10 protein-coding genes are annotated in these 15711 nt (G+C 28.3%); 2 read left to right on the top strand and 8 right to left on the bottom strand.

Annotated elements, in window-relative coordinates:
• Positions 1-178 precede the first annotated feature (178 nt).
• The 8 genes from ACQY5W_RS03785 to ACQY5W_RS03750 all read right to left on the bottom strand — a co-directional run bounded on the left by ACQY5W_RS03785 (position 179) and on the right by ACQY5W_RS03750 (position 13168).
• Complete coding sequence (locus ACQY5W_RS03785) at positions 179-436, bottom strand: hypothetical protein (protein ID WP_428023609.1); 258 nt, start codon at positions 434-436, stop codon at positions 179-181.
• A 183-nt stretch (positions 437-619) separates the two neighbouring features.
• Positions 620-994 (bottom strand): hypothetical protein, encoded by a 375-nt coding sequence (locus tag ACQY5W_RS03780; protein WP_428023608.1) that lies wholly within the window; start codon positions 992-994, stop codon positions 620-622.
• 12 nt (positions 995-1006) lie between these two features.
• The gene (locus ACQY5W_RS03775) at positions 1007-1390 is read right to left on the bottom strand and encodes a hypothetical protein (protein ID WP_428023607.1); all 384 of its coding nucleotides are present in this window, start codon (positions 1388-1390) and stop codon (positions 1007-1009) included.
• Positions 1391-1404: 14 nt separating this feature from the next.
• Positions 1405-2205, bottom strand: coding sequence for a hypothetical protein (locus ACQY5W_RS03770; RefSeq protein WP_428023606.1), 801 nt, complete (start codon positions 2203-2205; stop codon positions 1405-1407).
• 15 nt (positions 2206-2220) lie between these two features.
• Positions 2221-2889, bottom strand: coding sequence for a transposase (locus tag ACQY5W_RS03765; RefSeq protein WP_428023605.1), 669 nt, complete (start codon positions 2887-2889; stop codon positions 2221-2223).
• A 170-nt stretch (positions 2890-3059) separates the two neighbouring features.
• Entirely contained in the window at positions 3060-3983 is a 924-nt protein-coding gene (locus ACQY5W_RS03760) for a hypothetical protein (protein WP_428023604.1), read from the bottom strand.
• 10 nt (positions 3984-3993) lie between these two features.
• Positions 3994-11535 (bottom strand): hemagglutinin repeat-containing protein, encoded by a 7542-nt coding sequence (locus ACQY5W_RS03755; RefSeq protein WP_428023614.1) that lies wholly within the window; start codon positions 11533-11535, stop codon positions 3994-3996.
• Positions 11536-11551: 16 nt separating this feature from the next.
• A complete protein-coding gene (locus ACQY5W_RS03750) occupies positions 11552-13168 on the bottom strand; it encodes a ShlB/FhaC/HecB family hemolysin secretion/activation protein (RefSeq protein ID WP_428023603.1) in 1617 nt (538 codons plus the stop codon).
• Between the two features lie 326 nt (positions 13169-13494).
• Between ACQY5W_RS03750 and ACQY5W_RS03745 the strand changes: the two genes are divergently transcribed.
• Both ACQY5W_RS03745 and lysS read left to right on the top strand, forming a co-directional pair.
• Positions 13495-14166 carry a CvpA family protein gene (locus tag ACQY5W_RS03745; RefSeq protein ID WP_428023602.1) on the top strand — a complete coding sequence of 224 codons (672 nt, stop codon included), beginning with the start codon at positions 13495-13497 and terminating at the stop codon, positions 14164-14166.
• Between the two features lie 9 nt (positions 14167-14175).
• Positions 14176-15693: a lysine--tRNA ligase gene (gene lysS / locus ACQY5W_RS03740; protein ID WP_428023613.1), complete on the top strand. Its 1518-nt coding sequence runs from the start codon at positions 14176-14178 to the stop codon at positions 15691-15693.
• The last annotated feature ends 18 nt before the right edge of the window (positions 15694-15711 follow it).

The following is a 15711-nucleotide window of genomic DNA, read 5'->3' as shown; positions in this document are numbered from 1 at the left end:
ATATATCTACAGAGTATTTTTCTTTTGAATCTAGCAGTAGTTTTAAAAATCTTTCATAATCATAGTTATCATGAAATACAGGTTCTCTTCTATTTCCTCTATTTATTATATGATATATTTGATTATCTACTAATCCTCTTGCTACTCTTGGCATTTTATTCTACTCTTTTTTATTTTATTAGGTTATTTTATCTTTTTTGGGTTTAATATTTAATTGTACCTGTCCCCTTTTTTCAGAATTTTCTTTATCTTGTATAGTTACATTTCCATTTCCTAAAGTAGCTAAAGTTTTTGCTCTTTGGTATCCTAAAGAATTTGAGAATGCTAAAGAACTAGATGTTACTTTTGATGTTGTCTTTTCATTTCCTTGTTTATCTTTTGTACTTCCTATTCCTACACTTGCTCCTACATTAAAGCTATTACTTGATTGATACAAAGAATCTGTTGTATTTGAGTATGTTAAGGTTTTAGTTGTTAGGTTTAGGTTATTGTTATCTATAAAGTTTCCATTTCCATCATAACTTCCTGCTGCTAGGAGTAAAAAAGTGGAAAGTAGAGATTGAAAAGTGGAGATTCAACCTCTAGGAAGAGTATCTTTGAATTTTATGAGTAGATATTTTTATTTTAAAAATACTCTAATAACTATTCTCAAAAGAAATAAAAATACTCCTATAAATAAAGTATAAAAGATAAGATACACAAGTTCATTTTTAATCATAAAAATTAATAAAAAAACATATATAAATAAAAAAATAATATAAATTTTTGAAACTCCTATCCTCCAAATATTAAGAATAGTATCATCTATTAATAATGGTAAAATCATAAAAGCATATAATAGACTGACGAAATATATTATTGTAGCTTCTAAACCTACTTTAAAGTAAAAAGAGACAACTGCCAATAATACTAAAAATAGATATATATATAGTTTTTCATTGAAAGTTTTAATATTATTTACTGTATCTTCAAATGCTTGATTAATATATAACATAATTGTTTTTTATTAATATTTTCTCTTTACAAAGTAAGCTAATCCTATTGTAACAATAAACATAAAAGTTCCAATAACTATAATATATAAAATAATATCTATTAAATCTTTATATATTAAAAAAGCAAAATAACCTAGAGTAAAAAATACAAATAAACTATATGTTTTTGATGCTCCATATTTTTTAATATTAAAAAATGTATCAATTAATAACATGGACCATAAAGCAAACATATATAATAAAGCTATAAACCAAATTACACCCCTATACATCCCATCTTCAAATAATGTTATGATTAATGCAAAAATACCAATTATTCCATAAATATATAATTCTCTATTTTTAGTTTTAAAATTTATTATAATTTGATAAACTATTTTATCTATAAATAACATATTTCAATCTCTGATTATTTATCATTCATTATTTCATTAGCTCCAGTTGCTGTTGTCGAACCAGCAATAATTCCCGCCTTTGTTGAAACAGAGTTAATTTTAGTCTCTTTTATGGTTTCTAACTGTTCTTTTTGTTGCTGTCTTGCATCTTTTCTTGTTGTTTTTTTACTATCAATAAGCTTTTGTTTATTAGCTATATCAATATCAAGATTTTTAATAGTTTGAGTATTTTTAATTATTTCTTTAGTCCCTTGACTTGCCAACTTTCCTCCTACTTGTCCAAATGTTACATCTTGTATTGTACCTTTTAATGTAACATCCTGTCCTTTTGCAACATTTGTTCCAACACTTACAGCAGCATCAGCTGTAACTTCTCCTAAAATTTTTGTAGTCGTACTACCTCCAATAGTTGTCCCCACTTTACCTAATAATCCAGTAAGCCCAACACCAGTAGCTCCAGCCACTCCTGAAATACCTACACTTTTCCAATTTATTTCGTTTTGTTTACCTCTATAAATTTGTATACCTTGAACAACTAAATCTAGACCTGCTCCAACGCCTGCTCCAATAAGATAATTGACAAAATTATCCCCTTTCTCCTTATCCAACCCAGCAAACTCAATATTATTGTTAGCTGTTTGGCTATTAAACACCGAAGGAGTTGATGTTACTTGATTTACACTTCCCACATGATTATTTGTACTTGCCATTACATTATAACCATTATTTTCTAAGATAAAAGATATATCTCCTACTGTATCTTGTGCTATTGAATTTTGATAAGCATTATGTTGTAGTAAAGGGGACAGGTACAATTAAATTCATTCTACTCATATTGCATCTTTCCTCCTTGGTCTTCCAATTGGATTGAGTGTTGATTCTAAGCCATGTTTTTTTGCCATATTCAACTGCCAAAGTTCATCTCCTAATGGAGATTGTCTTTCTATAGAGTTTCTTATATAGTCTATATCTGTTTTATCCTCTTTATCATTTATATATTTACTCCAATCATTTGGCAAATCTATTGGCGTATCACTTATTAATTCATCAGGTATATTATTTACTCTATTATATGCTGAGCTATATTTATAAGCTTCACACTCTTTTACTATTTTAGCTCTTTTGGGGTTTGCTTCTACATATTTTAATAATACCAACAGGTAACTATCTTGTTCCACTATAAAGCTTTTATATCTTCCTTGCCAAAGGTGTCCTGATATTTTATATCTTTTATTATAGTATCTTACATAGCTTGAACTTATCCAATGCAATGCTTTTGACAAGTTATCTGAGTAGTTTGTATATATTACAAGATGAAAGTGATTTGGCATAAGACAATATGCGTATATATCTACAGAGTATTTTTCTTTTGAATCTAGCAGTAGTTTTAAAAATCTTTCATAATCATAGTTATCATGAAATACAGCTTCTCTTCTATTTCCTCTATTTATTATATGATATATTTGATTATCTACTAATCCTCTTGCTACTCTTGGCATTTTATTCTACTCTTTTTTATTTTATTAGGTTATTTTATCTTTTTTGGGTTTAATATTTAATTGTACCTGTCCCCTTTTTCCTTGATTGTTAGCTGTTAGATTAATATTATTTGCATTTATATTTGAGCCTACAGAACTAGTCGCATAGGCATTTGCTTTATTTTATTTGTTTAAAATTTACAATGATCTCTAATTAGCATATCTATTTGGATATTTGGGTTAGAACACATTGTAATTACTCCTGTATTTGGGTCAAGAATATATACATCTTCCACAATCTTAAGATAAATAGTACATCCCTCTTTCCAAGTTACTATATTTGTTTTATCTTTATGCTCATCCATAACACTTTGTGAACCATCTTTATACTGCAAAGCAATATGAGCAAATGGCGTATAAGTATATGAGGGGTCATGCTCTTTAGAGTATTCATCATATTGAAGTTGTTGGTGTTCTTCCCACCAATCCATCATAAAATCATCATCTTTTTTTACATACCATACAGCTTCACCACTAGGAGTTAAACGATAAAGATTAAAGTTTGATTCATAGTAAGGTTTTCTTGGTTCTTCTTTAAATTTGGAGTATTTTAAGATTATTTTATCACCATTTGGCATATATACTCTTTCTATATCCCAATATCTCAAACTACTTTTAGCAACACAAGTTGCTATTCCTGTATGTGGGTCTAGGACATAAGTGTTTTGTTGTCCAGAAAGACGAATGATGCAGCCTTCTTCCCAAGTTAGTATATCAGTTCCATCTCCATTGCCATCACTACTTATTCGTTTTCCATTTGGATACAAAAGGTCAATATAACTAAAAGGTTGTCTATATCCATCATATCCATCTTCTTTTGCAATTTTATGACGCACTTTCCATAAGTCAATGGGTAAAATACTATCATCCCTTTGTACTTGCCAGATAATCTCTCCTTGCGGGTTTAGGCGATAGACATTATGGTTCGCATCATAAAGTTCTTCTTTAGGCTCTGAACCATCCCATGAAAAAGTTACAACTATTCTATCTCCATTTGGTATATTCAATCTTTTTATAGGTTGCTGATTAAAATATTCTAATTCTGGTTTTTCCATAATTTATTCCTTAGTTAAGTGGTCTTGGAGGACTTGGGAACCAAGTCTTAGGAGGTTTTACATTGTTTGGCAATTTAATCTCAAACTGTACTCCACCTCCACCATTTACTTCACCTTCAAAAATATTATTCGCAATACTTGCTTGCATTTTATTCCCTGCTGGTACAGTTACATCTGTAATCATATCAGGAACTTGTGGTAGAGAATATTTTTGAGCAATTTGTTGAGCGCTTAATCCTTCTATATCCTCTTTTTTCATTACCCAGTTTCCTTCTAGTTTTGACTCAGTACCATTTTTATATACTCTTACCCATTGTGTTTCGGTTGTAGTTGTAAAATCTACAATTTTTGTATCTGGAACATAAGGTGCTTGATATTTTGGTTTTTCACTTATTATTTTTTCATTAAGTGTATTTGAACTACTTATTTTATCTACTTTTATATTAGATGGCAATGTATTATCTAAAAGAGTATTAGCTTCTTTACTACTAATCTGAGATGCTGGTTTCCATAAAGAATCAAACGCATCACTTTTAGTACCAAGATTTTTAGCACTTTTTATTGTGCCAAAAACTCCTCCACTTAAAAATAAATCTATTGAAAATTCTGATGTCCCATCTGCTAGTGAATTTAATGCTTGTTGTTGTTCACTATTCCATTCTCCACTATTTGCACCAAAGACATCATTTGCTATATATTTACTAAATTCACTTTTTACTCCACCAAATATTTTATCTTTTACTTCATCTCCGAGAAGATTAGTGGCAGTTTTTACTGGTCCTTCCATACCAACTTGTAATATTAAAATTGCAGCAGCTGCATTATTCTCTCCAACTATATCAACTAATTTATTTATTCCTTTTGCACCATCAACTATATAATCTACTAATCTATTTTTTATAATTTCTTCTTTTGATAGAGTAATAACAACTGTTCCTGTTTTTATTTCAGGATTTGGTATTTGTTCTGAAATTCCATTTAATACATTTTGAATAGATTTATCTGCTAAGATTTGCGATATTTGTTCATCACTTATATTATTTTTTTGTAATGTTTCTATAAGTGATTCTTTTATTCCTTTATCTTTTATAGTTTGTTTTTGTTCATCACTTAATTTATAATTACCAGTTTTATCTTTTACATATCTCGAAAAATCATCTATATTATTAAGTACTTCTTTAAAATCATTTTTTATCTCTTCTTGTCCTTTTTTAGTAAATACTCTCATATCAATAGTAACATCAACATTCCCCATCTGTCTTTTTACATCATATATCTCTTTAGTAGTATTATTTACATCTCTATTTAGTCTTTCTAAATCTGATGATTCATCTACATTTGCTACTTCAAGATTTCCTTTACCTACTGTTGAAAGAGTTTTATCTTTACTCAAGGATAAGTTATTTGAGTATTGGATTGAGGTTTTATTTAAGCTTGTTGAGTTATCTTTTGTACTCCAAGATATACTTGCTCCCATTGACTTATTACTTGCGTAACTTGTATTTGACAGGTCATCATATTTTAAAGTATTTGTTTTTAGGTTTAAGTTATTATTATCATTTCCATTTTCATCTATGGAAGCTATTGTTGAGCCTTGCAAATAAGTTTCATTATTTACATCTACATTTACTTCTTTTCCTGTGATTGAAGTTACTACTGTTTGTTTTTGATTTGATTTTGATTTCCCTGTTGTAAATCCAGATGACCCACTTGAATTTCCATCTTGTGACCTTGAGTAAGAAAAGTTTAATCCTAAAGACTTACTATCACTTCTTTGTCTATTTTGTACTGATACTACATTTAAATCTTTTCCTACATTTAAATCAACTTTATTTTGAGCATTTACATTTGCTCCTTTTACATTTGTATCTTCAGTGGAAGTTATATTTATATTATTTCCACTTACATTTGAGTTAGTAAAAGTAGTAGTCGCTTCATCAAATTTTGCTCTATCATAACTTGCTGTATATGTTGAACCTGCAAATAATGAATAGTTATAATTAAAGTTTGCATGTTCATTTTTTTGTTCTTGTGAACTTTTATCACTTGAGGCTAATAGATTTACTTCATTGGCATTTACATTTATATCATTATTTGCGTATAAATTACTTCCTTGAACATTGGCTTGATTATTAGCTGTTAGATTAATATTATTTGCATTTATATTTGAGCCTACAGAGCTAGTTGCATAGGCATTTGCTTTTTGTAAAATAGTATCTATATTTAAGTTTATCCCTGCATCAAATCCCCAAGCATAGCTAGAAAGACTTTTTGAAAGTCCCATTATTTGTTGAGCTAAAAAAAGGCTTTGCATAGCCAAATTTGCTTCAGCTAAAACTATACTTTTTTTATACCAACTCTCATCTGACCTTACATCTTGAATAATACTTTTCAGCTCTTCTAAGTCTGCTTTTGTGATACCTGGTGTTTTATTATCATATTCTGTTGTTAAGGTAGAAAGTTGTTGTTCTAGGTTTGCTAAGTCTGATTTATATTGTTTGTAATCATTTTTTGCTTGTTTAGCTTTCTTTTTTGCATCATTTAGTGCTTTTACAGCTTTTACTATCTCTATTGCTTGATGTTTTACTTCTACACTTACAGCTGCTTTCCCATGAAACTCTTCGGAGTTAGTATAAGTGCTCTCTTTTGCTTCTTTTATATCAACATTATTACTAGCTGTTAAATTAATATCTTCATTTGCTTTAAGGTTTGACCCCTCTACTAAAATATCATTTCCACTATTTACATTTATATTTTCTCCAACATTGATATTAGATGATGTTTTAGTAGTTTTATCAATAGTTTTCTTTACTTTATCTACAGTTGCCTCTCCCATATCCATAACTATTTTTGCATCTTTTATTTTCATTTTACTTTCATCATCTGATTGACTTTTTGCATCAAATGTATATGAAGATGTTCCAGTACTATTTGTTGAAGCTATAACATTAAAGTCATTTTGTACATTTACAGTTAGATTCTTACCAACATTAATATTACTTCCTTCAACCAAAGTATTGTTTGCATCAATATTTAAATTTGAGTTTGTATTAACTTCTGAGCCTTGGGCAGTTGTAGAAAACTTACTAAAATCACTTTTATTATAATTAGCTTCAAAGTCTATACCAGAAGACCTAAGTCCAATAAAGGTGTCTAAATTTAGACTTTTATCACTAGTTTCATTTTGATTATTAAGGGTATGAATATTTATATCATCATTTGCTTTTAGATTAATATCTCCATTGGCATTTATATTTGAAGAAGCTACATTTATGCCTTTATTACTATTTATATCAACTGTTCCACCACTATTTATATTTGATGATTTTTGTATTGTATCTTTATTATTTGATGCCGATTTTTGCAGTTGAGCTTCAAAAAGGTTTATTGAAGTATTTCCTCCAATAATCGATATACCTGGATCAATAGTTCCAAAGGCATCTTTATTACTTTGCACCAAACCTTTAAGAGTATGGTTTTTTTTCATTTGATTAAATAAATCTTTAGCAAATTGTTGTGCGGCTTTTAAATTAAATTTCAGTGATGTTTTTTTATGTTCTTCATATTGATAAAATACTTCTTCTATACTAGCTTGAGAGAATTCTCCACCTGTTGTAATAGCTGTATTTCCACTTGTATTTAAATCACTTCCTAAAACAGTCGTATCATTACCTGAGTTTAAAGTTAAATCTTTTGAATTAAGTTCTGTGGATAACCCAGTAGTTGAACCTTTTCCTTTTAAATCAAATTTAGAAGATATAATTTCTCCACCTTGAAACAAACTTGATTTTTTACTCCATTTTTCTTCAAAATTTTGTTCTTTTCCAGCTGATAATAAAATGTCTTTTGCTGCATCAATTGATATTCCACCATTTTGAGCAGAAAGTTTTGAGGCTATTACTTTAACTGAATCACCTGATTTAAATACAATATTTTTTCCAACTGCTTCTAACTCTGCACTATTTAATTTTAGAGATTCTTTTTGATCCATAGAAGCACTACTTATTAAGCCACCAAAAGAAGATTTTGAGCTATAATGTAACTCCCCTTCTTTATATTGTTTAGCTACAACATTTATATCCTCTTTTGCATCAACTATAATATTTTCATTAGCTTTTAATTTTGCTGCTTCTAAGGTTACATCTTTATCACTATTTATTAAGATATTTTTGGCATTTAGATTTGAAGATACTACACTTTCTTTGTATTTCATATCTTGTTGAGCTACAGAGGTACCTAAAAACCCACCTTTTAATTCATGTTTAAAGTCATAATAACTACTATTATTTGAAGCCGTTACGTTTACATCATTTTTTGCATTAAGGTTTATATCATTTTCTGCTGTTACATTTGAAGCTTGAACAGTTATATTATTACCATTGACATTTACATTATTTGCTTCTACATTTGAACTTAATTGTTGGGTTTTTGATTGTTTTAGGTAGCCTGTTTTTGTTGTATTATCAAAGCTATTTGTTACTTCTTTTGAAGCAATATTTACATTACCATTGGCTTTTAGGTTTACGTCTTCTTTGGCTTTTACATTTGTACCTATTAGGTTTATATCTTCTTTTGTTTGAATATTTACATTTGTATTTGAGATTATATTTGAAGCTTGTGATACTAAAGTATTCTTTTCTACTCCATTATCTAAATTTCTTATTATATCTTTAGTTGCAACATCAGAGGTAAATTTATCAGAAGTGATATTTACACTATTCCCTTGCATAGTTGAACTTAGGTTTGTTATATTTGTTGCATCTAAATTTAAATCATTAGATGCAAGTAAATTTCCTCCTGCGTTTAAAATATCCCCTTGGGCATTTACTATTAGGTTATTTCCTGATTGTATTGTTCCTGCATTTACTAGATTTGTTGTATTTAATTTTATATTCCCATTAGCCAAGATTAATGAAGCATTTTTATTATCTATATTTGTTAAATATACAACTGGTGCAAGTACTGTTTGCCCATTTACAACTTTTTCTTCCATCCAAACTATATCTTTTGTGAGGTTTGCTATTTGCTCTTTTGATAAAGAAATCCCAGGTGTTAGTTGTAAGTCTTTTTGTAAAGCTAAGGCATTATCCATAAGATAAGTAAATTGTTGTGCATCACTTGTGATATTTGAAGCTAAATATCTTTTTCCACTTTGAGTAAATACAGAATCTCTTACAAGTTTATTCTCATACAAACCATCCCCTAACCTTTTTATAGTCTTTTCAGGTTTATAGTTAAGTTTTCCTAGCATATAATCACTACTTACAAAAGTTTTATAAGAAGTAAATGCTGGATTCTTTTCTATAAGATAGTTTTGATCTTTTGAATAGATATATAATCCAAACTCACTTTTTGGAAGTTGTATTTCTACTTTTCCTGTATCTGGGTCTATTTTTACACTATCTAAAGTTTCATCTAGTTTTAGTGTAGTTCCACTTGAACCAAGTGGTGCTTGTTTATCTTTTATATCTATATTATTTACACTTGCTAATCCACCTGTTATATCTTTAGCTGATGAAATTGAAGAATATTTTTGTCCTATAGTTTGATAAGTTGTACTTGATGGTAAATCTGCCCAATCATAGCTACTATGATGCCATCCTCCTCCACCAGATTGATACTCATATCTTCCAGTTAAAGTACTTTTACGATATAAGGTTTCTCCTGAATTATTTAGAGAGTTACCTTCTATATTTAAAGTATCATTTGATGCTATTTGAGATAAGTAATTTCTTGTACTATTTACATACAAATTCATCTTTCCATGAGAAAGAATAGTTGCAGGATTTGGAATAGTATCTATCTTTTCATCTTTTGTAGTTATTGTTGCTATTCTTCTTACTTCATTTCCAGGAAGGATATATCTAAATCCAGGATAGGTATTAATATCAATGCTAGAGAAAAATATTAGAGGTCTTGTTTCTACGCCAACTCCAAATTTACTTACATAAGTATTTAACTTTGTAGCTACATCTGTTGCATTTGCATATTTTATTTCATATCCATATTTAGCAATTCGAAAACAATCATGTACATTACACTCTGTAACATACCCTAAAAAGACTTTGTTTGCACTATAAACTAAAGGAGTATATATTCCACCAATAGTATCTACTGTTTCTTGACACTCCTGAGAACTCCCTTGTACACATACTCTTTCTCCTAAAACAGATGATATTCCAGTTTGAAGTTTCCCTTCTTTTGCTAATTCACCAACAGCCCATCTTATAGGAAGTGCTGAAATTGTGTCAAGACTTTCACTCCCTACATAAACATCTTCTTTTAAAGGAGTATCTGTAATATTTTGTAACTCATTAGCATAAATAGTCATATCCCCATTTTCTGTCTCTATTTTTGCTTTTTTATTTATGATTAGATTTGTTTTTTGTGTATCTTTTCCAATGATTAGATTATTTATTGCTAGGATATTTGAGAATTCATGGTTATATAAAGTATCTTTTACGTACAAATACATATCATTTCCACTAAAAAGTGTGGCATAGTTATCTAGGGTATTTACATTAAAAGTTAAGTCTGATTCACTATTAAAAAATCCATTATTTGTTACACTATTTGCTGTTACATTTATGGTATTTTTTGCAGTTACTTCTCTATTATTTTCAATCTTATCTGCACTCATTGTTATATCATTTGCAGTAACTTTTGAGATATTGTTACCTTCATCATCAGTAACTTTTCCTAAAACAATATCCCCAGCTGAATTTAAAACTATACTATCCTGAGCAAATACTTCAGGAGGTAAATTGACTCCAACTCCTTTATCTGAACTTATAAGTTCGATTCTGTTTGCATAAATTCCACCTAATAATGAGGAATCAATAGATACTCCACTACCAACTGTTCCCTTACTTGTTACATTTCCTGCTAAATCTACAAAGTTATCTCCTGTAGCAACTTTTAAATTATTGGCATAAAATTTTGCATTTACTTGAAGAGCTTTTGAGTATAGTTCTACTTTATTTATATTTGTTGTATTAAGTCCATTACCTTCGATAAGAATTTGTCCTTGTGTAATATCAAAGCCATTTACAAAACCATTTAAAAAAGATGGTCTTCCAGTTGTAAGTGTTGCTTTATTTGTATTTATAAAACCTCCACCATTAACTGTTATTCCATTTGGGTTTGCTACTATTACATCTGCTTTTACACCTGCTACTTCAGAGTAACCTTTTAGTAGTGATTTATTTGTTCCTGTTACTTCATTTAAAATAACACTTGCATTATTTGTTAGATTTGGATTAAATGAGATATATCCTGCTAGCTGAGTATTTACAACAGCTTTTGAGTTATTTAAGATAAGTCCAGTTGGGTTTACATTATACTCTTTAAATTTATTATGGGACATTCCCTTTGAATTTGGATTTACAATATTTACTATTTGTACACCATTTGGTGCTTTATCTAATGTTGCTTGATATTTAGCTGCTGCTGTTTTATCAACTTCTATTGGCAAATCTGCTGCATATAGACATTGATTTAAAAACAAACTAAAACTTACAAATATACTTAATGATTGTTTTGCTAATTGCATATTCACATTTATCCTTTTAAAATTTATAACTTACATTAAATCCAAGAAAATTCTTATTGGCAGTAACATCATCTTTTTTTATAGCTTTTGAGTAGTACATATCATAGTAAAGTGATTTATAATTTAGTTTCAATCCAATTGCTTTTCCTAAAAGTGTTCCACCATCTGTATCATCTTGTTTTTTAATCCACCCTCCATCTAAGGCTATATAAGGTGTTGGATTTAGTTTTTTAAGAGTTTCATTATTTATAATATAAGTCAATTCATTTCTATAGTAATATCCACTATTACCACTTAATCCATCTTCTTTGTATCCTCTAACACTATAAGGACCACCTATACTTATTTGATTTACTGAAAAAAGTTGTTGGCTAGACCTTTGGGCATGAATATCTAGGGAGTATTTAAAATTACTAAAACTTGTTGAAATGGTGTTATCTAAGATAAAAACTTTAAATTTATCATCAAGGGATGTTGGATTTTCATTATTAAACCAATGTACGCCTCTTAGATGTTGTAAGGTTGTATACATTTGGAAAGTTTGTGATTGATAAATATAATTTACTTTAAAACCTGTTTTAGAAAGATTATATGTAGATGTTTCTATTAAAGCTTCATTTATATAGTTTTTACTTGAATAATGATTTACAAAGTATCCAAGACTAAGCTTATTACTTTGGTTATGAAAAAGTTTATAATTTAAATCAAGGGTATAGTTTTTATTTTTTCCTTTTGTATCAAACTCATTAAAATTTGCAGGAATTATTTGTTTATATTTTGACTCTGAGTAACTTAAGGTATATAATAATCTACCAATTGGAAAAGAATAACTATATGTATCTCCTATGGAATTATTTTGAGTGTTATGTTTATTGGTTGTATTATAATTTATAGAAAATAAATCATTAAATCCTAATGGGTTATCAATATTAACATTTAAACCAATTTGATGTTTACCTGTTGGATTAGACCCATAGTTATTATAAGATATATATCCATTTATTGGAAAAGAGCTCTCATTTTCTATATCTACAATAGTAAGCCCTGCTTTTGTTCCTGGTTTTAAATTTAGCTTTGCGTTATTGGAAGGAAGTCTATTTATATTTTCAATACCTACTTCTAAATCTCTAAGATTAAGGTAATCATCTTTTAATCCAAAGAAAACATTTTTGGTATAAAGTTTTTTAGCACTTATATCTTCTATTTTACCCTCAACTGCAAATAAAGTTAAAATACCTTTTTTGATATTTTGTTGTTTTAAATATACTTTTGAGGTAATATAACCTTTATCAATATATAAAGTTGTTAATTCATTTATTAGATTTTTTATATCAGTTAAGGTATTACATTTACCAAGGTACTTATTATAAACTTTTAACTTTTCATTTTGAGATAAAAGAGTAAAACCTACTTCTTTTATCTCATTTATCTCAAAACACTTTCCACCATCTATTTTTTCTATTTTGGGTTTTTTTATATCATAATGAAGAATTTCTTCACTTTTTTGTTTCTCTTTTTCTTTAAAGGTCTCTTTTTGTTTTTCAAAAAGGTTTCTTTGGTTTATTGTTTCATTTACTGTAATAGCTTTTAGGGAAGAGATTACTAATAGTATAAGACATATTTTTCTAAACATTTTACTTCAATTACTCCACAATAATTATTTAAAGAAATTAAATAATAGTTTTAAAGTAAGAATTATACATTTTTAATGGTCACATTATGGTCATATTTATATGATTTTATTAATAATTTTTAATAATTTTAAGAATTTATTTTATTTTAAAGTTGAAATAATTATTTCTATTTGAAAATAATTATTTATTTTTGTTTTTGGGGATTTTTATTAAGAGTTCTACTTTGAGAAAAAAATAAAGCTACTTAAAAAATCATTCTATTACCATTAACTTTTATTTTAACTATTTTCGATATAATTGCGAAATATTATACAAAAGGAACTAAATGCAAGAGTTTTCTACTTTTGACATGATTGTTGTTGGGATTTCTGTAGTTTTAGGATTAAAAGGTCTTTTTAAAGGTTTTATAAAAGAGGTTTTTGGACTTGTAGGTATTATTGGAGGTATTTTTATAGCTTCAAGAATGTCTGAAACAGTTGGAAATCTTATCAAACCAGTAATTGGAATCGAAAGTGCTGCAACTTTATCACTACTTGGTTTTGTTGCTACTTTAATTGGATTTTGGATTGTAATTTATATTTTGGGTTCAATTTTAAGTAAAATAACTGAAATGAGTGGACTTGGAGCAGTAAATAGGCTATTAGGATTTGTTTTTGGTACAGCAAAAATATTTTTAATCATTTCTGTAATTGTTTATGCTTTATTTCAAATTGAATCATTTAAATCAACACTAAATGAAAAATTTTCTAAATCTTTAGTTTTTCCTTATTTAGTAAAAACTGGTGGATTTATTGTAAAACTTGATACATCAAAATTTATGCCAGCAAAAAAAGAAGAACCAGTAGTTGAAGAGAATAATACTACATCAAAAGAAGAGCCAAAGGAAACTTTAGGTGATAAGATCACTGAAACATCAAATGATGCTGTTCAAAAAGTAAAAGAAACAGCAAGTGAAATAATTAAAGATACACTTACAAAACCGACTGAAGAAAAATAAAGGACTTAAATATTGTTTGAAAATACATATATACAACAGAGAATCGAAAAAGCAAATAACTTAAGAGAACTTGGTATAAATCCATATGCCAATGAATCAAAAAGAAATACAACTATTACAAAATATTTAAATGTAAATAGTGATGTTTTCCAAAAAGAAGATAAAAGAGACGAAAAAAGACACTATATAGTTAGTGGTAGAATCAAATTTTTTAGACTTATGGGAAAAGCATCTTTTTTAAAAATTGAAGATGAGAGTGGCATTTTACAAATTTATGTTGCAAGAGATAATTTACCTGAAGGATTTTATAACGACATCTTTAAAAAAAATATCGAAGTTGGAGATATAATTGAAGTTGCTGGATATCCATTTGTAACAGGACAAGGTGAATTGTCATTGCATGCAGATAATTTAAAAATTTTGACAAAAGCAATCTCTCCACTGCCAGAAAAATACCATGGTATTCAAGATAAAGAGTTAAGATATAGACAAAGATACTTAGACTTGATTATGAATAGTGAAGTTAAAAAAACTTTTCATGTTAGAAGTAAAGTAATTAGTTTAACAAGAAGATTCTTTGAATCAAAAGGATTTTTAGAAGTTGAAACACCAATGATGCACCCTATTGCTGGTGGAGCAAATGCTAAACCATTTACTACACACCACAATGCACTAGGCGTTGATAGATTTTTAAGAATTGCACCTGAGTTATACCTAAAAAGACTAATCGTAGGTGGATTTGAAGCTGTATTTGAAATCAATAGAAACTTTAGAAATGAAGGAATGGATGCAACACATAATCCAGAGTTTACTTCTATCGAGTTTTATTGGGCTTACAAAACATATAAAGATTTAATTGTAATAACAAAAGAGTATTTTGAATACTTATTTGAACACTTAGATTTACCAACAATTTTACCTTATGGTGATTTTGAAATTAATTTTAGTGAATTTAAAGAAATTCCATTAATCCAATCACTTTATGAAATTGGTGGAGTTCCACAAGATATAGTTGAAGATAAAGATAAAATTATTGCATTTATGAAAGAAAATAACCTTGAAGTAAATGAAAATATGAATATTGGTCAACTTCAAGGTGAACTTTTTGATGAATATGTTGAAGCAAAATTAATAAATCCAACATTTATAACTGAATATCCAGTTGAAATTTCTCCATTAGCTAGAAGAAATGATGAGAAACCTCACTTAACAGATAGATTTGAGTTATTTGTTGCAGGTAAAGAGATTGCAAATGCCTTTTCTGAGTTAAATGACCCAATTGACCAATTAGAGAGATTTGAAAGTCAGATGGCAGCAAAAGATTCTGGTGATGATGAAGCCCATGAAATGGATGAAGATTTTGTAAATGCCTTATCTTATGGTATGGCTCCAACTGCGGGTCAAGGAATAGGTATAGATAGACTTGTTATGATGTTAACAAATCAACATAGTATTAGAGATGTATTGCTATTTCCAGCAATGAAACCAATAAAGCATGAAATTGATTTACATGCAGAAAATGAATAATAAAAACACTTAATCAGG

Source organism: Arcobacter sp., from assembly GCF_050300555.1.
Lineage (GTDB): Bacteria > Campylobacterota > Campylobacteria > Campylobacterales > Arcobacteraceae > Arcobacter.
The sequence above is the reverse complement of the archived record's forward strand: the minus strand, read 5'-3'. Positions and strand labels throughout refer to the sequence as shown.

What these genes read in the sequence shown, in the direction of transcription:
- ACQY5W_RS03755 (WP_428023614.1), bottom strand. Translation starts at nt 11,535, where the DNA reads ATGCAATTAGCAAAACAATCATTAAGTATATTTGTAAGTTTTAGTTTG.
- ACQY5W_RS03760 (WP_428023604.1), bottom strand. Translation starts at nt 3,983, where the DNA reads ATGGAAAAACCAGAATTAGAATATTTTAATCAGCAACCTATAAAAAGA.
- ACQY5W_RS03750 (WP_428023603.1), bottom strand. Translation starts at nt 13,168, where the DNA reads ATGTTTAGAAAAATATGTCTTATACTATTAGTAATCTCTTCCCTAAAA.
- ACQY5W_RS03780 (WP_428023608.1), bottom strand. Translation starts at nt 994, where the DNA reads ATGTTATATATTAATCAAGCATTTGAAGATACAGTAAATAATATTAAA.
- ACQY5W_RS03775 (WP_428023607.1), bottom strand. Translation starts at nt 1,390, where the DNA reads ATGTTATTTATAGATAAAATAGTTTATCAAATTATAATAAATTTTAAA.
- ACQY5W_RS03765 (WP_428023605.1), bottom strand. Translation starts at nt 2,889, where the DNA reads ATGCCAAGAGTAGCAAGAGGATTAGTAGATAATCAAATATATCATATA.
- ACQY5W_RS03745 (WP_428023602.1), top strand. Translation starts at nt 13,495, where the DNA reads ATGCAAGAGTTTTCTACTTTTGACATGATTGTTGTTGGGATTTCTGTA.